The 23,505-nt window shown below is 37.4% G+C and carries 21 protein-coding genes; 15 read left to right on the top strand and 6 right to left on the bottom strand.

Features of this window, described 5'->3' with window-relative positions; translation table 11 throughout:
- Positions 1-6: 6 nt before the first annotated feature.
- On the bottom strand, positions 7-900 hold the full coding sequence (locus IPH66_04640; protein ID MBK7128641.1) for a class I SAM-dependent methyltransferase: 894 nt from the start codon (positions 898-900) through the stop codon (positions 7-9).
- 131 nt (positions 901-1,031) lie between these two features.
- On the opposite strand from IPH66_04640, the gene IPH66_04635 reads away from it, so the two are divergent.
- Positions 1,032-1,922 carry a DMT family transporter gene (locus tag IPH66_04635; GenBank protein ID MBK7128640.1) on the top strand — a complete coding sequence of 297 codons (891 nt, stop codon included), beginning with the start codon at positions 1,032-1,034 and terminating at the stop codon, positions 1,920-1,922.
- On the opposite strand, the gene IPH66_04630 is transcribed toward IPH66_04635, so the two are convergent.
- Together IPH66_04630 and IPH66_04625 are read right to left on the bottom strand one after the other, a co-directional pair.
- Positions 1,915-3,732: an ABC transporter ATP-binding protein gene (locus IPH66_04630; protein MBK7128639.1), complete on the bottom strand. Its 1,818-nt coding sequence runs from the start codon at positions 3,730-3,732 to the stop codon at positions 1,915-1,917. The two genes, IPH66_04635 and IPH66_04630, sit on opposite strands and share 8 nt — an antisense overlap.
- Positions 3,733-3,764: 32 nt before the next feature.
- On the bottom strand, positions 3,765-4,712 hold the full coding sequence (locus IPH66_04625) for a hypothetical protein (protein MBK7128638.1): 948 nt from the start codon (positions 4,710-4,712) through the stop codon (positions 3,765-3,767).
- A gap of 126 nt (positions 4,713-4,838) precedes the next feature.
- Between IPH66_04625 and IPH66_04620 the strand changes: the two genes are divergently transcribed.
- The 3 genes from IPH66_04620 to IPH66_04610 all read left to right on the top strand — a co-directional run bounded on the left by IPH66_04620 (position 4,839) and on the right by IPH66_04610 (position 9,788).
- Complete coding sequence (locus tag IPH66_04620) at positions 4,839-6,788, top strand: hypothetical protein (protein ID MBK7128637.1); 1,950 nt, start codon at positions 4,839-4,841, stop codon at positions 6,786-6,788.
- A 71-nt stretch (positions 6,789-6,859) separates the two neighbouring features.
- Entirely contained in the window at positions 6,860-8,056 is a 1,197-nt protein-coding gene (locus IPH66_04615; protein MBK7128636.1) for a pyridoxal phosphate-dependent aminotransferase, read from the top strand.
- 115 nt (positions 8,057-8,171) lie between these two features.
- Positions 8,172-9,788 carry a hypothetical protein gene (locus IPH66_04610; GenBank protein ID MBK7128635.1) on the top strand — a complete coding sequence of 539 codons (1,617 nt, stop codon included), beginning with the start codon at positions 8,172-8,174 and terminating at the stop codon, positions 9,786-9,788.
- On the opposite strand, the gene IPH66_04605 is transcribed toward IPH66_04610, so the two are convergent.
- Positions 9,789-10,268 carry a hypothetical protein gene (locus IPH66_04605; GenBank protein MBK7128634.1) on the bottom strand — a complete coding sequence of 160 codons (480 nt, stop codon included), beginning with the start codon at positions 10,266-10,268 and terminating at the stop codon, positions 9,789-9,791. It lies immediately after the preceding gene.
- Between the two features lie 142 nt (positions 10,269-10,410).
- Here IPH66_04605 and IPH66_04600 point away from each other — a divergent pair, with 142 nt between their 5' ends.
- The 6 genes from IPH66_04600 (at position 10,411) to IPH66_04575 (ending at position 16,912) form a co-directional block, all read left to right on the top strand.
- The gene (locus tag IPH66_04600) at positions 10,411-13,026 is read left to right on the top strand and encodes a S8 family serine peptidase (GenBank protein ID MBK7128633.1); all 2,616 of its coding nucleotides are present in this window, start codon (positions 10,411-10,413) and stop codon (positions 13,024-13,026) included.
- On the top strand, positions 13,026-13,211 hold the full coding sequence (locus IPH66_04595; protein MBK7128632.1) for a hypothetical protein: 186 nt from the start codon (positions 13,026-13,028) through the stop codon (positions 13,209-13,211). Before IPH66_04600 ends, IPH66_04595 begins: the two co-directional genes overlap by 1 nt.
- 360 nt (positions 13,212-13,571) lie before the next feature.
- Positions 13,572-14,186 carry a threonylcarbamoyl-AMP synthase gene (locus IPH66_04590; GenBank protein MBK7128631.1) on the top strand — a complete coding sequence of 205 codons (615 nt, stop codon included), beginning with the start codon at positions 13,572-13,574 and terminating at the stop codon, positions 14,184-14,186.
- 5 nt (positions 14,187-14,191) lie between these two features.
- Positions 14,192-14,770 (top strand): hypothetical protein, encoded by a 579-nt coding sequence (locus tag IPH66_04585; protein MBK7128630.1) that lies wholly within the window; start codon positions 14,192-14,194, stop codon positions 14,768-14,770.
- A 72-nt stretch (positions 14,771-14,842) separates the two neighbouring features.
- A complete protein-coding gene (locus tag IPH66_04580; protein MBK7128629.1) occupies positions 14,843-16,429 on the top strand; it encodes a spore maturation protein in 1,587 nt (528 codons plus the stop codon).
- A gap of 3 nt (positions 16,430-16,432) precedes the next feature.
- The gene (locus tag IPH66_04575; protein MBK7128628.1) at positions 16,433-16,912 is read left to right on the top strand and encodes a hypothetical protein; all 480 of its coding nucleotides are present in this window, start codon (positions 16,433-16,435) and stop codon (positions 16,910-16,912) included.
- Here the strand turns inward: IPH66_04575 and IPH66_04570 are convergent.
- The gene (locus tag IPH66_04570) at positions 16,909-17,325 is read right to left on the bottom strand and encodes a hypothetical protein (protein MBK7128627.1); all 417 of its coding nucleotides are present in this window, start codon (positions 17,323-17,325) and stop codon (positions 16,909-16,911) included. The genes IPH66_04575 and IPH66_04570 overlap by 4 nt on opposite strands.
- Before the next feature lie 260 nt (positions 17,326-17,585).
- Here IPH66_04570 and IPH66_04565 point away from each other — a divergent pair, with 260 nt between their 5' ends.
- The 3 genes from IPH66_04565 (at position 17,586) to gap (ending at position 21,176) form a co-directional block, all read left to right on the top strand.
- Entirely contained in the window at positions 17,586-19,265 is a 1,680-nt protein-coding gene (locus IPH66_04565; GenBank protein MBK7128626.1) for a formate--tetrahydrofolate ligase, read from the top strand.
- 4 nt (positions 19,266-19,269) lie between these two features.
- Positions 19,270-20,070, top strand: a complete 801-nt coding sequence (fdhD, locus tag IPH66_04560; protein ID MBK7128625.1) for a formate dehydrogenase accessory sulfurtransferase FdhD — start codon at positions 19,270-19,272, stop codon at positions 20,068-20,070.
- A 104-nt stretch (positions 20,071-20,174) separates the two neighbouring features.
- Positions 20,175-21,176 carry a type I glyceraldehyde-3-phosphate dehydrogenase gene (gene gap, locus IPH66_04555; protein MBK7128624.1) on the top strand — a complete coding sequence of 334 codons (1,002 nt, stop codon included), beginning with the start codon at positions 20,175-20,177 and terminating at the stop codon, positions 21,174-21,176.
- Between the two features lies 1 nt (position 21,177).
- Here gap and IPH66_04550 read toward each other — a convergent pair whose 3' ends face one another.
- Positions 21,178-21,606: a hypothetical protein gene (locus tag IPH66_04550; protein ID MBK7128623.1), complete on the bottom strand. Its 429-nt coding sequence runs from the start codon at positions 21,604-21,606 to the stop codon at positions 21,178-21,180.
- 98 nt (positions 21,607-21,704) lie between these two features.
- On the opposite strand from IPH66_04550, the gene IPH66_04545 reads away from it, so the two are divergent.
- Positions 21,705-22,466: a hypothetical protein gene (locus IPH66_04545; GenBank protein ID MBK7128622.1), complete on the top strand. Its 762-nt coding sequence runs from the start codon at positions 21,705-21,707 to the stop codon at positions 22,464-22,466.
- 138 nt (positions 22,467-22,604) lie between these two features.
- The gene (locus IPH66_04540; protein MBK7128621.1) at positions 22,605-23,498 is read left to right on the top strand and encodes a sulfite exporter TauE/SafE family protein; all 894 of its coding nucleotides are present in this window, start codon (positions 22,605-22,607) and stop codon (positions 23,496-23,498) included.
- The last annotated feature ends 7 nt before the right edge of the window (positions 23,499-23,505 follow it).

Below are 23,505 nucleotides of genomic sequence, written 5' to 3'. Positions count from 1 at the left end.
TTTGTATTAACCGTTCTGGCTGAATCGCATAAAAGTTCCAAGCGGTAGCTTTTGTCCAGATTTGCTATCCAGATAAAATTCACCATGTTCTAAATTCTCAGGTTTGAAAAAACTGTTAGCCAGATTTGCAGAAACAACAGATGATAGTCCCATAGAATACAAATTAAGCACAACAAAACTTTGCTTTGATTCAAGCAATGAGCTACACTGCTGCATTAGATCATTCAGTCCTTCTTCAAGTACCCATTTTTCTCCGGCAGGGCCTCTGCCATAGGCAGGAGGGTCAAGAATAATTCCGTTATATTTTTTTCCTCTTCTCACTTCTCGAGTAACAAATTTCAACGCATCTTCTACTACCCATTTTATTCCACTCAAATTACTTTGTTGTTCATTGTCGCGTCCCCAATTAATCATATTTTTAACTGCATCAACATGGGTTACTTCAGCGCCTGCAGCCTTTGCGGCAAGTGATGCACCACCTGTATAAGCAAATAAATTCAGAACGTTTCCGGGGCTTTTCCAGCTTCCAATTGTATCTGAAATAAAATCCCAGTTGTTAGCTTGTTCTGGAAAAACACCAATATGCCCAAATGATGTAAAATGCAATTTGAGTTTAAATGATATGTTGCCATATTGATAATTGATCCACCAGAAATCTTTTGTTTTTCTGAGAAATTTCCATCCATCCTGATCTCCGGTGCGTTGTCTTGATTTGCTTGAGTCTCTAACAAATTTGGCATGGGCTTGTTTTAACCATTCAGCATCTGAAAGATTTTTTTTCCAAATTGCCTGTGGTTCCGGTCTGATCAAGGTATATTCTCCAAACCGTTCTAGTTTTTCAAAATTACCTGAATCAATTAATTCGTAATCCTTCCAATGAAGAGGCTTGAGCAATTGCATATCAACACAAAGGTAGAAAAACTGAGAGAAGGCAGCATCCGGTATCTTCAATTGATTTTCACAAGGCATTATCCATAACTCGTTTTACCGGTTGATAAAACACATGACATCACGTTGTACCTTTGAATTTCATGTACAAGGGAATACTATATCTGCTTGCTGCCACGTTCACCTTTTCATTGGTTAATTTTTGCATTAAACTTTTGAGTGACCCTAATTGGATTATTCCGCATGCACAGCAGTACCCAGTTTACGAATTGGTTTTTCTCAGGTCTGTAATTTCTCTTTCTATCTGTCTCTCCATTGTTAAAATGAGAAATTTGCCTCTGCTTGGCAATAATAAAAAATGGTTATTGATCAGAGGAATTTTTGGTTCAACCGGTTTGTTTTTATTCTTTATGACACTGCAGGAACTGCCTTTGGCAATTGCAACCACGGTACAATATTTATCTCCGGTATTTACCATTGTGATGGCAATTTTCATGTTGAAAGAAAAGGTTAAACCTATTCAGTGGTTATTTTTTGCTATATCATTTGCCGGAGTAATTGTTCTAGGGCTTGACAAAAACTCATCCGGTAATATTGAACCAATTTGGTTACTTGTTGGAGTTATTTCAGCCTTTTTTTCAGGTGTTGCATACAATGCAATTATGAAATGTAGAAATACAGATGCACCTATTACTGTGGTTATGTATTTTCCGTTAGTAGCAACTCCGGTTACGTTGATTTGGTGCTTGGTTGAAGGGTTTGTGATTCCTCAAGGAATTGAATGGTTGATTATTTTGGCCATTGGAATACTAACGCAAATTGCCCAAGTATGTATGACTCGCGCGTTCAATGCTGAAAGTGCCTCAACGGTTGCTCCGCTGAAGTATATTGGTGCAATTTATGCTCTGCTGATGGGGTATTTTTTCTTTGGTGAAACCGTAGGAATTTATTCTGGTTTTGGAATTGTACTCATCATCACCGGAGTGATAATCAACACTTGGTTTAAAAAAAGAAAATCTGCTTTAATCAACTAAAATTCAGATCGTATAATTTTTTATACTGCCCATTAAGTTGAATTAATTCAGCATGTGTTCCTTTCTCAATAATTTTTCCCTGATCAAGCACAAGTATCAAATCACAATTAACCACGGTTGACAAACGGTGAGCAATAATGATTGAGGTTCTGCCTTTTTGAAGTTCAGTAGTAGCTTTTTGAATTAATGCTTCTGATTCAGAATCAATACTGGCAGTAGCTTCGTCAAGAATAAGTATACCCGGATTATAAACAAAAGCACGAATAAAGGCTATGAGTTGTTTTTGCCCAACTGAAAGTGCACCGCCACGTTCACCAACGTGATATTGGTACCCACCGGGGAGCTGCATAATAAAATCATGTGCGCCAACTTTTTTTGCCGCTGTGATTACTTCAGCTTCTTGAATTTTATTATTCCCCAGCGTAATATTATTGTAAACTGAATCTGAAAAAAGAAAAACATCTTGCTGTACAATTCCAATATTGGTTCTCAGCACAGATAAATCAAAAGATTTTACAGAATCATTTCCGATGAGAATATCTCCTTTTTGAATATCGTAAAATCGTGTAAGCAAATTGATAATGGTTGATTTACCTGCACCGGTAGTACCAACTAGGGCAACAGATTTTCCATGCTCTACATCAAAACTAATTCCGTTAAGCACCCATTCACCCGGTTTGTAGGCAAAGTGCACATCGTTAAAATGAATGGTTTGATTTGAGTCAAAATGCGAAATAGTTCCGTTATCTTCAAGATGTTTTGTTTTATCCAATATTTCAAAAACGCGCTCAGCCCTCACCATTCCTCTCTGCAAAATATTGAATCTGTCAGCCAGTTGCCGAATGGGGCGATACAGCATGTGTACCCACATGATAAAACCAAACATCACACCGGCAGTACCTTCCACCGCAACAACTGAAAATTGCAATTTGAGCATGCCCCATAAAATTAATCCTGCAATAGATAACGATGATAATAATTCAACAACCGGAAAAAAAATAGAGAAAGCCCAAACAGCATCAATATGAGCCTGCCTGTGATCTTTATTGATTGATTCAAATTTTTTATACTCCTTCTGCTGTCTATTAAATAATTGCACAATACTCATTCCTGAAAGATGTTCTTGCACAAACGTATTGAGCTTATTAACCTGCACGCGTTCTTTTTGAAAAGAGTTTTTCATGGCTTTTGCAAAAATGCGGGTAGCAATGATAAGCAGTGGAATAGGAATCAAGACAATGAGCGCAAGTTGCCAGTTGACCAAAAACATAAAAATGATGATGAACATGAGTTTCAATAAATCACCAATCATGGTAATGAGACCAAGAGAAAATACTTCAGCAATTGCTTCAATGTCAGAGATCATTCGGGTGACTATGGTACCATTGGGTGTACGATCAAAATAACTTATTTTAAAGCCGTTGAAATGTTTAAACAGTTGAATGCGTATATCACGAATAATAGACTGCCCAAGCAAATTAGACGCATAAGTAGAGACAAATAAAATGAGTGATTCAACAACCAATAATACCAATAAAAAAATTGTCCAAGACAAGAGTTGATCAGCGGGTTGATGTGATGTTTGAAATACTGAAATGATAGATTGAGTTGCATTACCTGTCACACTTTCTTTTGCTTCAAACAATACAAACCGATCAATCATATCAATGATGATAGCCGGTCTAAGTGGCCCAAGCACAGCAAGAAGAATGATAGTAAAAGCCGCAATAAAAAAAATCAGCTTATACGGTGACATCAAGCGGATCAATCGCCGCAGCAAACCCAGATTAAACTTTGATTCTTCAGACATGAGAGAATGCAAAGTTAATCAAAGAAAAGCAATCAGAAATTTCTGCAATACCGGTCAACTAGTATTGAGCCATCTTGATTTTTTATTTGTCTAAGCGCACCATATTCTGTGTAGACAAATTGATAGGTTTCTTGAATTTCCCAATCTTTACCTGTCCAGGTGAGATGCACTTCTACCCGGGTGGTACCATCTGAATTAAGCTCCATCACATGATAAAATTTATTGGTCCAGTTTTGTTTGGCGCAATTCCATTCCTGCTCAAAAATCCAATTCACCGGTTTTCCGTTTTCTTTTCCGTACACTGTTCGCTCAACCGGCAACCAAGCTTCATTTTTCCATGTGTAAAATGTTTTGCTGTACAAATTTCCGGTTGAATCATAGACACATAATATTTTTGAATCATGATGCCAGCTATTTGATGTTGTATCATTCTGTTCAGTGATGATTTCGTGAATTTTAAAATCAAGGTATACAAATTGAATTTTCTGATTGCTCACCCATTGGTCATGCATCCAGTAAAAAAATTCTGTTTGAATTTCTTCACCGGTTTTAGCGTAGAGATGGGTTATCTTAGTTTCAAAAACCCACGTATCATTTCCATTTTGATTAAGATACTTTTCAGTAATTTCAGCGGTGAGTTTATTTTGCTTATTAAATTCTTTCGTATATCTTCTCACTGATCTGAATGAACCCCGTTCCTGATTCCAGACTTTTGTCTCCATCACTACTTTGCGTCCGGTTTTTGTTTTGGTGTATGAAAAATTATTTTCACTCTGCGGCACTGCTTTACCTGATATAAAATCAGTCAATGTATATTGAATCAATGAATCCTGCTCATCATACACATAATACTCTGCGCTTGCAACTTTGTTTGTTCCGCTTACTATCATATACGTAAAAACAGAATCAGCAGGACACTGAGCCAATACCGCAACACAAGTTGTTACGTAAAACCAAAGTAAACCGAAACGAATAACCATAAAAACTTTTTATCAAAAATATGAATTACAATGAATTGATGTCTAAGAAAAAAGAAACTATACTTTGAATTATTGTCGGTCAGCATGATATAATGCTCAATCCATTATCTTTACATCAGCGACAACATGAAAGCAGACCGTATTCTCTCAGCATTTTTAAATTCAGCACTAACCTGCCTGGCTATGCAATTTGCGTATACTTGGTCACAAGATTTTTCTGAAAAAATCCTGATAGACAAAAGTGAACAGTTTCTAAACGCTGAGGATTTTGACAGCGCTTCCATTTTCATAGATAAAATTCAGTTCTTACCGGATTATAATTCAAACACGCATGCGCAGGCCAGCTACCATCAGTTATTGGGCAAGCTGTTTTTAAATACGGATGTGTATGACACAGCGGCTGCCCAATTTCACAAATCAATTGAATTGGGATTTCAAATTAAAGACACGCAATTGCTGGCTGAAAACTACTTTAATTTGGGCCGGTTATATAAGCGAGATTCTGAATACACTCAAGCACTGCGTTCTCTCAACACGGCAAGACAATACTATTTTGCGTTGAGTGATTCTGTTGGTTTGGCGCTGGTTCACATGAACGTTGGAAATGTTTTGAAAAGTACCGGCCAGACTGATCTCGCTAAAAAAGAATATTTCACGGCGCTAAATTACTTCAAACGCAATGGAGATAAAAATAACGAAGCGGGCTGTTGCAATAATCTGGGTAATATTTATAAGAATGATAAACAATATGACTCTGCATTTTACTTTATGTATTATACGTTGTCGCTGAGAGAGCAAGGTAATTCACAATCAGGTCTGGCATATATTTGTCATAATTTGGCCAACCTACACCTTGCATTGCATAATACTGACAGTGCACTCTTTTACATCAACAAATCACTTGAAATCAAACAAAACCTGAATAGTCAACTTGATCTATCGTTTGATTACAACGTGTTGGGTTCTATTTATATTGAATTGAAAGATTGGAACAATGCAATTCTCAATCTAGAAAAAGCATATGCTCTCGTTCAGTCAGATAAGGTAACAGAGAATAAATTGGATATTCTGAGACTATTGGGTTTATCTCATTATTATAAAGGAAACAGTAAAAAATCATCAGATTATTTCATGCAATATTTTATTCATGAAGATTCGCTAATTCATTTGAACCAATCAAGCATTATTGAGAATGAACTAATCAGGTTCCAGATGTTTGCAGACACAATCAAGATTCAGCATATGGAGACTGAGCATGATCTGGAATTGGCAAAAAAACAAAATATTGAACTTGAAAATAAAATACAGTGGCGCAATTACACCTTTGCTATCATTATACTTCTACTCATTATATTGATGATTGTATTGTTATTTTTCTCAGCCAGAAAAAGATTGATTCAAACCAAAGCACATCAGCAGGTGCTAAGCGCACAAAATGAAGAGCTGAAAAGAACCTTGATATCAAAAGAAGAAAAAGAAATTCTACTCAAAGAAATTCACCACCGGGTAAAAAATAATTTGCAGATTATAAATAGCATGATTCGTCTGCAATCTAGTTTCATGAATGCCACTAATTTCAAAGAGAAACTCATGGAAACCGAAAACCGGATACGCAGCATGGCTCTCATTCATGAAAAACTGTACAAAACCGGAAATCTTGCCAGCCTACGCGTGAGAAATTATATTGAAGAGTTGTGTTTTAATATCATGGAGTCATACGAAAATCATCGTATAAAAATTAAACTCAAATTTGATTTAGAAGAACGTGAGTACAGTATTGACACCTTGATTCCGCTTGGGTTAATTATTAATGAGGTAATCTCCAACGCACTTAAACATGCATTTTTTGAACGGAATGAAGGCAACATTTCCATCGCTATTCATTCAGACAACAAGTACTCTGTGATGGTAATCAAAGACGATGGAATTGGAGCCGACCTGACCTTTGATGAATTGAAAGAAGACTCTTTAGGAATGGAGTTGGTAGAATCATTAACCCTTCAACTTGATGGAGAGCTTGAACTCAAAACAGATCAAGGATTTGAGTATAGATTTAAATTTGATTTATTCAAGTAAGTCGCAAAGAAGAATCATTCATACCGGTTTAAATCAGTAGAATGCTTATTTTTGGCAAAAATTAAAAACACATGCCAGGCATTTCTAGTAAAGGGGCGGCCATGCCGCAATCACCAATCCGTAAATTGGTTCCGTATGCTGAAAAAGCAAAAAAAGAAGGTAAAACTGTCTATTTTCTAAATATTGGACAACCTGATATTAAAACGCCTGAAGTAGCCATGCAGGCCATTCACAACACGGATAAAAAAGTAATAGAATACAGCCATTCAGCCGGGTATGAATCATACCGCAAAGGGTTGGCAGAGTATTATAAAAAATCAGGTATACCTGTTAATACAGATGAAATTTTAATTACCACCGGAGGATCTGAAGCCTTGATTTTTGCCTTTATGACCTGTTGTAATCCGGGAGATGAAGTGATTATTCCGGAACCTTTTTACGCCAACTACAATAGCTTTGCCATGACAGCCGGACTTACCGTAGTGCCTGTCACATCTCATATTGAAGATGGATTTGCATTACCTCCTGTTGAAGAAATTGAAAAAATGATCACACCAAAAACAAAAGTGATTGTGATTTGTAACCCCGGTAATCCAACGGGGTATCTGTATTCAAAAGAAGAATTGGAAAAACTGCGTGACGTGGTAAAAAAACATGATTTGTTTTTGTTTGCAGACGAAGTTTATCGTGAGTTTTGTTATGATGGCGCACAACCTTTTTCTGTGATGAACCTGAGTGGCATTGATCAAAATGTGATATTGATAGATTCAGTTTCAAAACGCTACAGCATGTGCGGTGCCAGAGTTGGCGCATTGATTTCACGAAATAAAGAAGTAATAAGTACGGCACTTAAATTTGCACAGGCACGACTTTCTCCCCCAACATTTGGGCAAATTGCCGGTGAAGCAGCTTTACAAACTCCACAATCATATTTTGATGAAGTGATTGCTGAATACGTTGAACGCAGAAATATTTTAGTAGACGGACTGAATAAAATTCCGGGGGTATTTTGCCCCAAACCAAAGGGTGCTTTTTATTGTGTCGCAAAATTTCCGGTTGATGATGCGGATAAATTTTGCCAATGGTTGTTGGAAGAATTCAGTTATGAAAATCAAACTGTCATGATGGCGCCCGCAAGCGGATTTTACGCTACAAAAGGTTCTGGGAAAAATGAAGCGCGAATTGCTTATGTACTTGAAAAAGATTCTCTGAGAAAGGCTGTAAAATGTCTTGAAGAAGCACTTAAGGTGTATCCCGGAAAAGTCTAAACTAGGCGTAAATAAAAATATTCGCGTACTTAAACAAATATCTTTTTTAATTCATAACACGCTTCATTTCATTTAATTTTAGGTAATTTTCAGACAGAACTTTCGTTCATGTTGCATGAGGTTTATTTTCACCGGTTTCATTTTATTCCAATTTTTCCAGCTTTTAGCGCAACAGGAAACCGTGCTTATATTTCATCTTGATAAAACATCAATCAAGTATGAAGCCGTTAAAGATTCAACCAACTTTGCACGGTATAAACAAAAAGCACTGAACCGCTTTGCCCTTGAAGGTTATACCGGCATTGAATTGTCAGATTCAACACAGCAAAAAAACACCATCCATTACTACTGCACAAGTAGAAATAAATTTGAACATGTTGCATTAATCAATCAATACAATGAAGATGTAGAGAAATTAAAAAATCTCACCCAAACACCTGAACACGTCAACTCATTATTGCAAGATCTTGAGAACAATGGATACCCGTTTGCGCAAATAAAATTCACGCATGAATCTGAAGAAAACAAGACGCTAAATCTTTATTATAAAATAGACAGCGGAATGTTTTTTGTGATTGACAAAATCACCATTCGCAGTAAAACCAAATTCCACGAGCCAACCGTTTTAAATTTGATCAATTTAGAAACCGGCACTCCGTATGATGAGGAGAAAATACTCAAGGCAGGTTTGTTACTTTCTTCAGGCGGATTATATAAATTGATTCGTCCGGCTGAAGTTGTTTTCAGGCAAAACGGTAAAGCAGAAATATTTCTCTACATTGAAAGAAGAAATGCCAGCAGCGCAGATGGCTTTGTCGGCTTTCAACAAGACAATATAAGCGGAAAATTAAAACTGAATGGCTACCTGAATCTTTCACTGGTAAATTCATTTCACCGGGGTGAACAATTTTCAATGAATTGGAAAAACAACCCGCAAAACACGCAGCAACTAAAGTTATTTCTCCAATATCCCTATATACTGAAAACGCCTTTGGGTATAGGAACAAAATTAGATTTGCGCAAACAAGACAGCTCATTTGTGCGCGCTGATGCGTTTTTTGAATTAGCTTATCTCAATCCTTTTTATAAGTTCGGTGTTTTTTATCAGCATGAAAACTCTACCACCATTTTAAAAACTACTCCGGCTGATTTGCGTGATTACCAGAAAAACACCTACGGTACAAGCATTAGATACCGTCCTACGTTCACCGGTAAAGCCGCCTTTTATCATCCAACATTTGAAGTTTCAGGTGGATTTTTCACTTTCAAAACTGATAGCACTGCGGAAGAATATCCGCTTTTATCTAATTCAAAATATCTCATGAGATACTCGCATCAATTAAGTATTCTCAACTATTTTTTTATTTTCAACTCAATTCAATATGAAGGATTAACGAGTGCTTATACCCTTTCACGAAATGAAAAAATATTTTTTGGCGGTTTAAATTCCATTCGCGGCTTTTATGAATTGGAACTAAATGGAAACGATGTGATCTTAATCAATAATGAAATAGGATTCATACCGGTTAAAGCCATTGAGTTTAAATTACTTTATGACTATGCCTCATTTCATTCAACACAATTTTATCAGGTTCAGTCTATCGGGCTTGGTTTTGGATTTATATCAGGAAACATCAAATTGGAACTACTCATTGCTAATGGTTGGTATTTGAAAACAAATCCAATTCTGAGCAACACTAAAATTCACTTGGGTATTCGTTCGGTTTTCTGATTAGAAGGATGGAGTACCGGTAACCTTATTGTAATAATCCAATACACCAATACCGGGCACACCACTTTGCAATGTAAACAAACCAGAAACTGCGTTAAATTTCAATTCACCGGCTGATTGAGAAATGCTCCCTTGAGACAGAATAGATTCATCACTCAAATTAATTTTAACATGCATATTATAATCTGCTGCATCAGCATTTCTGGTATCTACCGTAATTCTTGTAGAAGGTAAACCGGTTTTTTTAAAGTAAATCATATACCGATTTTCCAATGCAAGGATGCAGTATAGTCTGCTGTTGATTTCAGTGCGTTGGATAATTTCTTTGGTATTCATGTCTAGAATAGTAACCTGAATACCATGCACCGGTTCAGTTGATTCAATATCTGCACTAAGTGTTACTTTGCCTGATCCCTGAGCAATAACATGGCTGCCTGCAAACAGCATGGCCATAACCATGGAGGTGATAATAGTTTTCATAATTTGGTTGTTGTTGTCGTGTATGGGCTTTTACTGCAACTATCCTCTGAAGGTTTCAAGATCATTGTTTTTTTAATCAATGAAACTATCCTTTCAATCATCTCAGACGTTATATACACTGAATTATAGCTAAATTTGAGGCATGATAAACTTTGTAAGAATTTTTACCATCACCAGTCTGTTCTTCTACTTGAACAACGCAATAAGTCAAAACACAACCTATGTGCCCGGTGAAATATTAATTCAGATTAACCCTTCAGAAAAACCTGAAGATGTTAGCCGATTTATAATGTCTGCAACATCTGAAGAGATAAAATCCTTTACATGCATTTCAGATGTAATGAATATTTGGCTGGTTCAATTCGTAAACACAAACTGTGATATCAATGAAATATTAGTAAAGATCAAGGGAACTGATGGAATTCTAGTTGCGCAAAAAAATCACTACGTATATGAACGTGAAACAATACCATCAGATACCCTATTCAATAATCAGTGGCATCATAAAAACACGGGGCAAACCGGCGGATTAATTGACGCAGATATTGACAGCCCAGAAGCGTGGGATATCACAACCGGCGGACTCACCACGCATGGTGACACCATTGTTGTTTGCATCATTGAAGGAAATGGAGTTGACCTTAATCACATTGATCTGAAAGATAATATCTGGAAAAACTACGCTGAAATTCCGAACGATGGAATTGACAATGACAACAACGGATACATTGACGATTACCTAGGATGGCATGTGATTACGCTAGATGATAATATTGGCGCAGGAAGCCATGGCACGCGCGTTGCCGGAATGATTGGCGCTACCGGAAATAATATCACTGGAGTTTCCGGTGTAAACTGGAATCTGAAAATGATGGTTGTTCAGGGGCAACAGGCATCCAATGAATCCAGCGTCATTGCAGCCTATACATATCCATTGAAAATGCGCAAAAAATATAATGAAACGTACGGGCAAGAAGGTGCTTTTGTGGTTGCTACCAACTCATCATGGGGAATAGATAATGCAGATGCTTCTGATTCTCCACTGTGGTGCGCTATGTATGATTCACTGGGGTATTACGGAATATTAAATATTGCGGCAACAACCAATAACAACTCTAATGTTGATGTGGTAGGTGATATGCCAACAACGTGTACGTCTGAATTTTTAGTTGCTGTTACCATGACCAATAGTCAGGATTTGAGGGCAAATTCAGGCTATGGAGTAACACATGTAGATGTGGGTGCTCCGGGCAGTGCTGTTCAAACAACTTCACCTGGTAATGTTTATACCATTTCAAGTGGAACATCATTCGCTACACCTTGCGTAGCCGGTTGTGTAGCACTTGCGTACTCAGCCCCGTGCAATGATTTTATCAATTATGTAAAATATGATCCCTCAGGTGCTGCGCTAGACATGAGACAATATATGCTTGAAAGTGTAGATGAAACGGCAGGCTTGTTGACAGAAGTATCAAGTGGTGGACGCATCAACGTAAAAGGTTACATTGACAGTTTACTTTCTGCATGTGATCCAAATACGTGTGATGCCCCATATAATATTCAGCTCACCGCAATTACTGATACATCAGCAGCATTTGAATGGGAAGGATTCTCAACTGACTACGTAGTTTGGTTTGCTATCAACGGATCAACATTAAGTTCTGTTTCAGTTAATGGAACAAATACTTTTGCAGTTGACACCTTGCTTGCTTGTTCATATTACGATATCTACGTTCAAGGTATTTGCGGAACAGATTCAAGTAATCTCTCCTACCCTCTTATTTTTCAAACAGACGGATGCTGCAATAATCCCACGCTTGACGTTTCAGCTAAAACAAATACTTCAATTAGTTTGATATGGTCAGATGTTCTTTCGGCAACTTCTTACGACATCAGATATAAATTAAGTGAAGAATCTCTTTGGACAGAAGTACTCAACGTGAGCTCTCCTTTCGATTTAACAAGCTTGATTCCTTGCACAGAATATGAATTTCAAATTCACACTCAATGTGCTGACAGCACTCAGGGATACAGCAGTTCACTTTTGGTTACAACACTTGGCTGTGGCGCTTGCACTGAACAAACATACTGTGATGTACAAGGTGCAAATGCAAATACTGAATGGATACAAGCAATTGCAATTAATACTTTTTCAAATAACACCGGTACAAACGGAGGTTGGCTTGTCTCAAATCAAATTATTACTGCATTAACTCCGGGCAACGCTTATAACATCACGTTTACACCGGGCTACTCAGGTTTTAATTTTACAGAAGGATTTTCTGTTTGGATAGATTTTGATGGAGATGGAGACTTTGAAACATCTGAATTACTTATTGATAATCTCACCTCTAATACCAGCATCACAGGTATATTGACCATACCATCCGGCGCATCTATTGGAGTTAAAAAAATGCGCATTGGAATGAGCGCTACTGCTGCACCAGAAACATGTCCGGTGTCAGCCTTTTACGGCGAATATGAAGACTACTGCGTTTACATTGGTCCGCAAGCAGGCATTGATGAGAACAGCGTACAAATTGAACTGTTTCCTAATCCGGCAGATAACGAAATCAATTTACAATCAAACACACCGGTAGTGCGTGTTGAAATGATAGACTACTCCGGTAAACTTGTATTGATATCTGATATGAGCAATACGAATTCAATTGCGATTGACGAATTAAGTTCAGGAATTTATCTGGTCAAAATTTATACGCTGGATGGAGTTTATACAACCAAATTCGTCAAACAATAATGAATAAAATTCCTCCCTTATCTGAATTGGAACCTGACGACTATTACCGATCACCTGAGGGTTTCATTATTTATACTGAAAAATACCATCTCAAACGAGGTTACTGTTGCAAAAGCGGGTGCAAACATTGTCCCTATGGATACGACAAAAAAACAGGTCTACTCAAACCTAAACCTTCAAAATAGTAAACAAGAATCTGAACAATTATTAACCGGTAAGCGTAACTGACCCGTCACGATGTGATGTTATATCAACACTATTGCTAATCAGTAACAGTAAATTTTTGTTTATCTTTTAGCCAACTACCATACAAAGAGAAAGATTAAACGAAAGGTGATGACATTGAAATGAAATATTCAGCACAACAAAAATTATCATAACCTATGATTTGGGAAGCTCAGCCAACGTAGTCAGAGTGCGAAAAGCATTGGTTGACAAAGAGGTCGTTGATATAAACAGCAAGACCATGGAATTCATTGATCCTTTATACAGACAATGGATAATACGAGTTTACGTGAAGTGATTTTTATATATTTACATCTGATATGCTTTTTAAAATCTATCCGGAAAATCCTGATCAACGCAAAATCAAACAAGTAGCAGAAATTGTTGCTAAAGGTGGTGTCATTATTTACCCAACAGATACCGTGTATGCATTTGGTTGCAGCCTCCTCAATAAAAGAGCCATTGAGCGTTTGGCAAAACTGAAAGATGCAAAAATGAAACATGCGAATTTCTCAATCATTTTTCATGATTTGAGTCTACTTGCCAATTACACAAAGGCCATTGATCGGCCAACTTATAAAATCCTTAATAAAAATTTACCGGGACCTTTTACTTTCATTCTTCAGGCATCATCACAAATTCCAAAACTTTTTGAAACCAATAAAAAAACTGTTGGCATCAGGATTCCGGATAACAACATAGCACTTGAATTGGTCAAAGAATTAGGTCACCCACTTGTCACCGGTTCATTGCATGACGAAGATTCTATTCTTGAATATTCAACTGACCCTGAAGCTATTTTTGAAAACTGGAATAACATGGTAGATGCTATCATAGATGGAGGCACGGGTAAAAACGAACCCTCAACCGTAGTTGACCTCACAGCCGGAGCACCGGAAATAATAAGACAAGGAATAGGTGAACTAGAATTGTAAACGCTATGGTTATCATCATTAATCTGGGAAGCAGCAAAACACCAGACATCGCCGAAAAGTGCATTGCCAGAAACATTCAATGTAAAATTGTATCTGAAGATCAGATAGACCTCAACGAAATTCATCAAGCCGAGGCTCTTATTCTAAGCGGTTCTCCTGTCCTGCTCTCTGAAATTCCTTGGGAAAAATATAATGAATACCTCATGCGGTTTGACTTCGTTAAAAGTTTATCTATTCCGGTACTTGGTATTTGTTTTGGACACCAACTCATTGGTATATTACACGGAGGAAGAATTGGAAAATGTACACCTGACAGGGATTGGCAAAGTATTCAAAAACTGTATGCCCACCCAGTTTTAAATAATTTTCAGCAAGAATTCCAAATGAAAGAGGATCATCAGGAACACGTCACATGTCCACCTCATTTTATTCGCCTTGGCAAGTCAGTGATCTGTGAAAACGAAGCCATGGCACATCCTGTTAAAAAAATGATCAGCGTTCAATTTCATCCTGAAGTGAGCGAAAAAAACGGAGACATTTTCTTTGATCAGGTCATTTCTTATTTCGGATTAATTAACAAGTGAGTTGAATAACTTCAATAAAGTCACAGGTTCATTTAAAAATATTTGCGCTTACTTTAGATTAAAATTTCAACCGTGATTCTGAATTACATTTGGATAGCTTTTTTTCTGATTGCACTCGTTGTTGCTGTCATCAAAACATTTGGCGGAGACACTGAAGTTTTTGTTCAAATGGTTAACGGCACATTTGAAAGTGCTAAAACATCTTTTGATATTTCAATTGGACTAACTGGAATTTTATGTCTTTGGATGGGCATTATGAAAATTGGGGAAATGGGAGGATCAGTTCAGGTAATGTCAAAAATTGTTGGACCATTTTTTAATAAACTTTTTCCTGATGTGCCGGCTAATCATCCTGCCAGAGGATCTATGCTGATGAATTTTTCAGCCAATATGCTTGGCCTTGATAACGCTGCTACGCCGGTTGGTTTGAAAGCAATGAATGAGCTTCAAGAACTGAATCCCAAAAAAGATACCGCATCCAATTCTCAGATTATGTTTCTTGTTCTGAATGCATCAGGACTCACGCTTATTCCGGTTACCATCATGAGCTATCGCAGTACTTTTGGTGCTGAAGATCCATCGGATGTTTTTATTCCAATACTCATTGCAACATTTTGTTCTACTTTGGTTGGCTTGATTACTGTAGCTATTTATCAGCGCATTAATTTGCTGAACCCAACGGTATTGATTTACCTCGGAGTAATGACAGGCGCGGTTATTGGACTGGGTTATTACTTTGATTCATTGTCTCCTCAAGAACTAAAAGTGCAAAGTGGTTTGTTGAGTAATATTATTTTATACGGTATCATTTGTGCTTTTATACTAATGGCTTTGATAAAAAAAGTAAATGTATACGAAGCCTTTATTGATGGTGCAAAAGACGGCTTTGGTATTGCAATTAAAATTATTCCTTTTCTGGTTGCAATTATTGTTTCAATTGGTGTATTCAGAACATCAGGAGCAATGGGTTTTCTCATGAGCGGTTTTGAATGGTTTTTTTCTCTCTTCTTTGCAAGCGTTGAATTTGTACATGCCTTACCTACCGCAATTATGAAACCACTCAGCGGAAGCGGCGCAAGAGGTATGATGCTGGAATCATTCCAAATACATGGTGTTGACAGTTTTATTGGCAGACTAAACGCTGTTATGCAAGGTGCATCAGATACTACTTTTTACATTGTTGCAGTGTACTTTGGCTCGGTTGGTATTAAAAAAACAAGATATGCAATCAAAGCCGGATTACTTGCTGACCTCGCCGGTGTTGTCACTGCAATTATTGTTGCGTACATGTGGTTTGATCCCGGAAATAAACAAACAACTCCTATTGAAACTGTTCAAGCTTTTAATCACGCTTGGGAAAATCATCAACCATCTACTGCTGCTCCGTTTATTGATGAAAATTGTTTTGTCATTGACAATGCGTATGATACCATTTACAGTGGACCACAAGAAATTATTGAACGGATGCTCGCTCCTGACTCCAGCAATAATACACTGATTCAAACCATTCACCTGAATGAGTTAGAAGAAGATGACCAAGAACACATCTTCACAAAATATAATTTTTCAAAAGACAGTGTTACTTTTACTGAAGCTTATGATTTTACAGTAGCCAATGGTAAAATAAAATCTATCCGCTTTCTTGGCATTGCTAAATGAAATATGATATTCAGAAAGAAGAAAATAAAAACAGATGAAACTCTAGTGAGTGGACCGGTAAAATTAAAACCGTTGCGCTATCATCCAAAAATATTGTTGGGTTGGGCTGAAGCTATTGGTGGCAATAAAGCCTTGCGAGACTGGTTTATGGAGAGTCCTGATTACAAAGAATTAGGTGTATTTGTTTATGCACTCCACCTCAAACAAGATGCGCGTGAATGGTTAGTAAAAAACGGATACGCTCATCTGATGGCTATGATCAATGGTGTTGAAGGGAACAAAACTGCTATTGCCTGGTTAGAAAAAAATAATTTTGAAGTACTCAAACATGTTGCACTCAGCGGAGATGGAAACGAAAAATCTTTCCAATGGCTGAAAGACAATGGACACCCTGAATTTGCCATGATTTCAAAAAAGATTGAATTGATCAAAGACGAAATAGAGGCCAGCCACAACGATCCTCACAAATTTGGTCTGGATTAAATTCTGATAAGCGAGTATTCGTACTTCGCTGTATCACGTGTAACCCAAAGTTTAAACTTGAGATTATCAAAGGTGTATTGAAAAGTTGTATCGAGTGTATACATATTGGATTGTCCGGGTAAAAGACTTCCTGAATTCACAAAGTTCATTGTGGTTGATGAATTAATTGAATAAGTTCCATACGCATCATAAGGTGCCCCTGCAAGGCTATCACCTGATAATTCATAAGACATTTGTTCGTCATGCAAAGCAAGATAAGCGATACCCTGTGCGCCGGTATCTGTATTCTGAAAAATCTCAAAAAATGTTCCGCGATAAATACCAGAATTTGGTTCAGTAATCGGCTTTTTACATCCTGAGATGGCAACCACAACAAGCGACATCAACAGACAGAAAACCAGTTTACTGTTCATAAGATACTTCAAATAAATTCATTTCAAAATTAGCACAATTCAAATAAAGAAGAACAACAAGGCAAGTCAAACTCATGAAAATTTCTCAACACGACATCGTGAGAAATCCTCTCTTTAAAAAAAAATAACACGGTTGTTTGATTAAAACGTTGAATCCTTAACTGAACTGAATTAAGTAATTTGGTGATAGATATTTTAGCATTCTGAATCATTTAAGCTAAAAATTAGTTATTTTCACACTAAAACATAAAACCAAATCCATGGCAAATTTTCCATCAGACATTGAAATTGCACAGGCTGCAAAGCTTAAACACATTCGTGAAATTGCGTCACGACTAAACATTACAGAAGATGATCTTGAGATGTATGGCAAGCACAAAGCCAAATTACCTCTTCACTTGATAGATCCAAAAAAAATTGAAAACGCAAATCTGGTTTTAGTTACAGCATTAACACCCACACCGGCTGGTGAGGGCAAAACAACCACATCCATTGGACTAACCGAAGGTCTCAACAAAATAGGTAAAAAAACTACCGTTGTTTTGCGTGAACCATCCTTGGGTCCGGTATTTGGAATCAAAGGTGGAGCTGCTGGCGGCGGGTATGCACAGGTGGTACCAATGGAAGATATTAATTTGCATTTCACCGGAGATTTCTCTGCCGTTGAAAAAGCAAATAATTTATTATCAGCCCTAATTGATAATAATATTCAGAATAAAACCAACAACCTGGGCATTGATCCAAGAACCATCAAATGGAAACGTGTGATGGATATGAATGACCGTTCACTGCGTGATATCGTTATTGGTTTAGGCGGCACAGGCAATGGTATTCCGCGTCAAGACGGTTTTAATATTACACCGGCATCTGAAGTAATGGCAATCCTTTGTATGTCTGAAAATTTTGAAGATTTAAAACGACGATTGGGTAATATTTATGTTGGAACTACCTTTGATAAAAAACCAATTTACGCACGCGATCTCAAAGCAGAAAATGCAATGGCAATTCTATTAAAAGATGCTATCAGACCAAATTTAGTGCAAACACTGGAAGGCAATCCTGCCATTATACACGGCGGACCATTTGCAAATATTGCGCAAGGAACCAATACTATTCTTGCAACAAAAATGGGCCTGTCACTATCTGACTATGTTGTTACTGAAGCAGGATTTGGAGCAGACTTGGGCGCTGAAAAATTTCTAGATATCAAATGTGTATCAGGAGGATTAAAACCAAAAGCTGCCGTATTGGTTGCAACTATCAGAGCGCTGCGTCACCATGGTGGAGCAGTGAAAGAAGAATACAACACCGCAAGTGTTGAGCGTGTTTCAAAAGGACTTGAAAACTTGGAAAAGCACATAGAAAATATGCAAAAGTTCGGTTTAAATCCGGTGGTTGCAATCAACGCTTTCCCAAGTGATACTGAAGAAGAAATAAAATTAATTCAAGAACGCTGTAAAGCAAAAGGAGTAAATGCAGTTGTTGCGCGCGGCTTTGCAAAAGGAGGTGAAGGAATGACAGACTTGGCAAAAGCAGTTGTTTCAGAAGTAGAAGCAGGAAAAAATAATTTCAAACCGTTGTATGATTGGAAATCTCCGGTGAAAACGAAGATTGAAACTATTGCAAAAGAAATTTATGGTGCAGACAGTGTTGAATACAGTCAACAAGCCCTTGCCGATTTGAAAAAAATTGATGAATTAGGTTTGTCGGCTTTACCTATTTGCATGGCAAAAACACAAAAATCATTTTCAGATAACGAAAAATTGTTGGGACGACCAAAAGGATTTTCAGTGAGCATTCGTGAATTTGAATTTGCAGCCGGTGCCGGTTTCGTCATTCCAATTTTAGGAGCCATGATGCGTATGCCCGGCTTACCTGTTGTACCTGCTTCTGAAGGAATGACCATTGACAATAATGGCGTGATTTCAGGTCTGTCTTAATCGCATGGCGGCATCTCATTTAACGTATCAGGGATATAAATTTTCAAAAGCGTCAGTAACTAAAGTTGCTGACGCTTTAGTTGTTGAGCAAGCCCTGCAAATTGATATCAATGGAGAATCATTCACCGTTGTGATGCAAACACCGGGTGCTGAAAATGAATTGGTGAGAGGTTTACTTTACGGTGAAGATATTTTCAATAAAAACACCCAAGCCAGTTTTGAATATTTCAAATCAAAGCAGGGTTATATTGAGCGAATAAATGTAATCTGCAATAAAAATGAATTAGGCAAAGGCTATCTGAATAAGCGAAGTTTGCTTTCTGTATCATCATGTGGAATTTGTGGAAAACAAGAACTTGGAGATTTATTACCACATGAAAACGCGGTGAAATTTCATGATAGAATTAGCTATGACACGTTAAAAAATCTGCAAAAAATAATGTTTGAAACGCAGGTTATTTATCATGAAACCGGTGGCACACACGGCGCAGCTGCCTTTGATTTAAAAGGAAATTGTTTGTCGGCTTTTGAAGACATTGGCAGACACAACGCCTTAGACAAAGTAGTTGGCAAATTATTGACAGACCAAACCATTGATAAAGCGAAAATACTTTCATTCAGCGGACGCGTTTCGTATGAGATTGTATCAAAATGTTTCAGAGCAAAAATTCCGGTCATCATTGCAGTTTCTGCTCCATCAAGTCTGGCTGTTGATTTTGCAAAAGAATATGGCATGACATTGATTGCATTTTCTCGCGGTGAAAACATGACATGCTATGCAAATCCTGAGAGATTAAATCAATAGCCTTTCTTCAAGTTTATAATTTCTTATTACTCGTTTTGTTTTTTTAAACAAAGCCTTCTGGCTAATTCGTCTGTTTAAAATAACTTTGTACAAAATAAATCACCATGGCAATTAAAGTAGGAATAAACGGTTTTGGCAGAATTGGAAGATGTTTCACACGTTTGGCAGTTGCCAATCCTGAAATTGAAATTGTTGCAATCAATGATTTGGCGCCGGTTGCAACACTGGCGCATTTGTTGAAATACGATTCAGTGCATGGCAGATTTAAAGGCGAAATTTCAGCAGGCAGCGATCATCTCATGATAGCGGGTAAAAAAGTATGTGTATCATCGTGTAAAAATCCAACAGAGATTCCATGGGCAAACTTTGGTGTTGACCTTGTACTTGAAAGCTCAGGCCTATTTCTAACTCGTGAAGCGGCATCACAGCATTTGCAAGCCGGTGCTAAAAAAGTTATTCTCAGTGCACCACCAAATTCAAGTGATATTAAAGCCATTGTGATGGGTGTAAATGATCAGATACTTGATGAAACTGAAGATATTATTTCTAACGCCAGTTGTACAACAAACTCTGCCGCTCCGCTTGTGGCAGTGATGAAAAAATTAGGAACCATTGAAAGTTGTTACATCACCACGGTACACTCCTATACCACGGATCAAAAATTACATGATGCTCCACACAAAGATTTGCGTCGGGCACGTGCAGCAGCTGAATCAATTGTACCAACAACAACCGGCGCAGCTAAAGCCATCACAAAAATTTTTCCTGAACTTGAGGGAAAAATGGGCGGGTGCGGTTTGCGAGTGCCGGTGCCGGACGGATCTATCACGGACATGACGTTTAACATGGATAGAGAAATTTCTGCAGATCAAATTAATCAGGCATTTAAGCTTGCTTCACAACAAGAATTGAAAGGCATACTTGATTATACTGAAGACCCAATTGTTTCAGTTGATATCATTGGTTCACCTTTCTCTGCAACATTTGATGCAGAACTCACCTCAACGATTGGAAAAATGATCAAAGTGGTAAGCTGGTATGATAATGAAGCCGGATATTCAAACCGATTAGTTGATTTGATTTTGAAAGTTGGCTCAAAAAAATAAGTTATACTCGGTAGTAATCACCTTTCCAATTTTTTATTGCTTTTTTAATTTCATTACCGCTTAGCTTTTCTTTTTCTGCGCGTTCAACTAATGCAAGATACTCATCATCACCTGCAAAACGGAGCGCAATTATTTGACTCATTCTAAGACCTGAGCTTAAGGGTTTTCCTGTCATGATATAATGTCTGAAATTCTCTTCTGTTCTAATTGCTCTGTCTTGAGCACGCAAAGCAAAATATCGAGCAAAAAAAGTAATTAGCACAAGAGATACTCCGTTCAATAAAATAAATGCTCCTAGCATTGGCTTGGGGGCTTTGATGGATACCACTACCCCGGCTATCAGAATTAACATTAAAAATGTGTACAAAACAATATGATATCCCGCTACAAAACGGCGGTGGTTGGCGTAGTTCTGATTTCTCTTTTTCATTGGAATTAATCGGATTTAATTAATAAACATCTAACAAATTTTTCAACTGTTTAAAAACTATTGTTGAATCAATTCATTTTTCAATAACTTAGTGACGAATGAGAAGAAAAAAAATTTTAATACGATTCATTTTCATCTTGGGAATCGTCAGCAACATATTACTTACGGCTTGCCAAACAGGAGGCTATCGGTCGTTTTATAAACAAAAATACTTGCAAGGAAAACTGAAGCCGGTCTATGAAGAAAGCACGTCAGCTGAAAACAAAACATCGGCCTACGCGTTGAGAAACCACTCGGAACAGAATGAATTTAATTCGGATGATTCAGTAAATATTGCCCAATTTCCGATTGATGCTGAGAAATTATCTGAAGAAAAAATATCAGAACTGCAGTATCAAGAACGTCTGGAAGATTCAACAAGTAAAGACCTATCCATATCACATGAAGTGGATCCCACTCACCAAAATCTTGAAGAAAAAAATCAAATCAATCAAACAATTAAATTACCGAAACTCATTTTAAATGAAAGAAAAATTCCATCTGTCAATCCAAAATCAGTTGATGGAAGTGTTGCATTGTGGTGGATTGTTATTCTTGCCCTTCTTGCAATTATTGCATTGCCTTTTGCATTTCTCATTTCTTTTTGGGCTTTTGTTATTGCCGGTGTATTATTAAGTGCTGCGGTCATTATTTTACTGTGCATTGATTCTTCTGGCGGCGGAGATGGCATTTTATCAGGTATTTTTGATTTCATTGCCTTGCTTGCCATCGTCATTGTTATTTGTGTGATCATAGGTCTTGCTCTCATTGTGGCACTCATCTGGTTTATCATTTGGGGATTAATTCAACTATTTAATTAAACTGAAAAACAACAATTTACACTTTGAATTGACTTTTATTCTACTATTTTGATAGATTATATAGATTAGTGTATATCTTTGTGCCTGAAAAAATCAAATTCATAAAAAGAAAATGATTTAAAAATAGCTGAAAAAGACATGGCAAGTGAAGTAATATCAGGTCGCAAATTTATGATTCGGTATATCAGAATTGTACTTCTGGTAGTAGCTGCGACACTTATTGCAACCATTCTTTTCAGTTATTTTGCGCCGGTATTGTACGGTGAATTTACCCAAACAGTAGGTTGGACTACGATCCTCACGTTTATTGCAGTAGGTTTTTCTGCCCAAATAATTGACGGATCACTTGGAATGGCTTACGGAATTTCATGCTCAAGTTTTTTAATGAGCACCGGTGTAAGTCCTGAACTTGCCAGTGCAAGTGTGCACGTAGCAGAAGTTTTTACAACATCTTCATCCGGTTTTTTTCACTGGAAATTGGGCAATTTTGATAAAAAATTATTCCGCCGCATCGCTATTCCCGGAGTACTTGGCGCTGCCGCCGGAGCCTATGTTTTGTCAAATTTTGATGGCAAAGTAATGCAACCTTATATTTCAGGATATCTTGTTATCATGGGCATAGTGTTGATACAAAAATCATTCAGACCAATTAGAATTTGGAAATTTAAACGCCCTGCAATTCTTGCCGGATTTGGAGGTTTCATGGATGCATCAGGCGGTGGCGGATGGGGACCCATTGTATCAACTACCTTGATGGCGGGAGGAAATCATCCCGCAAAAACTATTGGAACAGTAAACGCAACAGAATTTTTTGTTGCCTTTGCCGCAGGTGGAGTATTCTCTGTTTTTGTTGGTATACAAAGTATAGAAATTGTAGTTGGTCTCATCATTGGTGGAATGCTTGCCGCACCGCTTGGAGCGATTTTCGCCAACAAAATCAACAAACGCTACGCCATGATTTTAGTGGGCGTTCTCATTATTCTGCTAAGTACTCGAACCATATTAATTACTACCGGAATTCTTGGTAAATAATTTGAGG

The organism is Crocinitomicaceae bacterium, assembly GCA_016708105.1.
Taxonomy (GTDB): Bacteria; Bacteroidota; Bacteroidia; order Flavobacteriales_D; family Crocinitomicaceae; genus JADJGJ01.
Note: the sequence above shows the minus strand (reverse complement) of the source record. Positions and strands in the feature narration are given on the sequence as shown.

Bases quoted from the DNA above. Each gene is read 5' to 3' on its own strand.
- IPH66_04595 (MBK7128632.1), top strand. From the start codon at position 13,026: ATGAATAAAATTCCTCCCTTATCTGAATTGGAACCTGACGACTATTAC.
- IPH66_04565 (MBK7128626.1), top strand. From the start codon at position 17,586: ATGGCAAATTTTCCATCAGACATTGAAATTGCACAGGCTGCAAAGCTT.
- IPH66_04550 (MBK7128623.1), bottom strand. From the start codon at position 21,606: ATGAAAAAGAGAAATCAGAACTACGCCAACCACCGCCGTTTTGTAGCG.
- IPH66_04575 (MBK7128628.1), top strand. From the start codon at position 16,433: ATGATATTCAGAAAGAAGAAAATAAAAACAGATGAAACTCTAGTGAGT.
- fdhD (MBK7128625.1), top strand. From the start codon at position 19,270: ATGGCGGCATCTCATTTAACGTATCAGGGATATAAATTTTCAAAAGCG.
- IPH66_04570 (MBK7128627.1), bottom strand. From the start codon at position 17,325: ATGAACAGTAAACTGGTTTTCTGTCTGTTGATGTCGCTTGTTGTGGTT.
- IPH66_04590 (MBK7128631.1), top strand. From the start codon at position 13,572: ATGCTTTTTAAAATCTATCCGGAAAATCCTGATCAACGCAAAATCAAA.
- IPH66_04635 (MBK7128640.1), top strand. From the start codon at position 1,032: ATGTACAAGGGAATACTATATCTGCTTGCTGCCACGTTCACCTTTTCA.
- IPH66_04630 (MBK7128639.1), bottom strand. From the start codon at position 3,732: ATGTCTGAAGAATCAAAGTTTAATCTGGGTTTGCTGCGGCGATTGATC.
- IPH66_04605 (MBK7128634.1), bottom strand. From the start codon at position 10,268: ATGAAAACTATTATCACCTCCATGGTTATGGCCATGCTGTTTGCAGGC.
- IPH66_04640 (MBK7128641.1), bottom strand. From the start codon at position 900: ATGCAATTGCTCAAGCCTCTTCATTGGAAGGATTACGAATTAATTGAT.
- gap (MBK7128624.1), top strand. From the start codon at position 20,175: ATGGCAATTAAAGTAGGAATAAACGGTTTTGGCAGAATTGGAAGATGT.
- IPH66_04600 (MBK7128633.1), top strand. From the start codon at position 10,411: ATGATAAACTTTGTAAGAATTTTTACCATCACCAGTCTGTTCTTCTAC.
- IPH66_04610 (MBK7128635.1), top strand. From the start codon at position 8,172: ATGAGGTTTATTTTCACCGGTTTCATTTTATTCCAATTTTTCCAGCTT.
- IPH66_04620 (MBK7128637.1), top strand. From the start codon at position 4,839: ATGAAAGCAGACCGTATTCTCTCAGCATTTTTAAATTCAGCACTAACC.
- IPH66_04615 (MBK7128636.1), top strand. From the start codon at position 6,860: ATGCCAGGCATTTCTAGTAAAGGGGCGGCCATGCCGCAATCACCAATC.
- IPH66_04585 (MBK7128630.1), top strand. From the start codon at position 14,192: ATGGTTATCATCATTAATCTGGGAAGCAGCAAAACACCAGACATCGCC.
- IPH66_04625 (MBK7128638.1), bottom strand. From the start codon at position 4,712: ATGGTTATTCGTTTCGGTTTACTTTGGTTTTACGTAACAACTTGTGTT.
- IPH66_04540 (MBK7128621.1), top strand. From the start codon at position 22,605: ATGGCAAGTGAAGTAATATCAGGTCGCAAATTTATGATTCGGTATATC.
- IPH66_04545 (MBK7128622.1), top strand. From the start codon at position 21,705: ATGAGAAGAAAAAAAATTTTAATACGATTCATTTTCATCTTGGGAATC.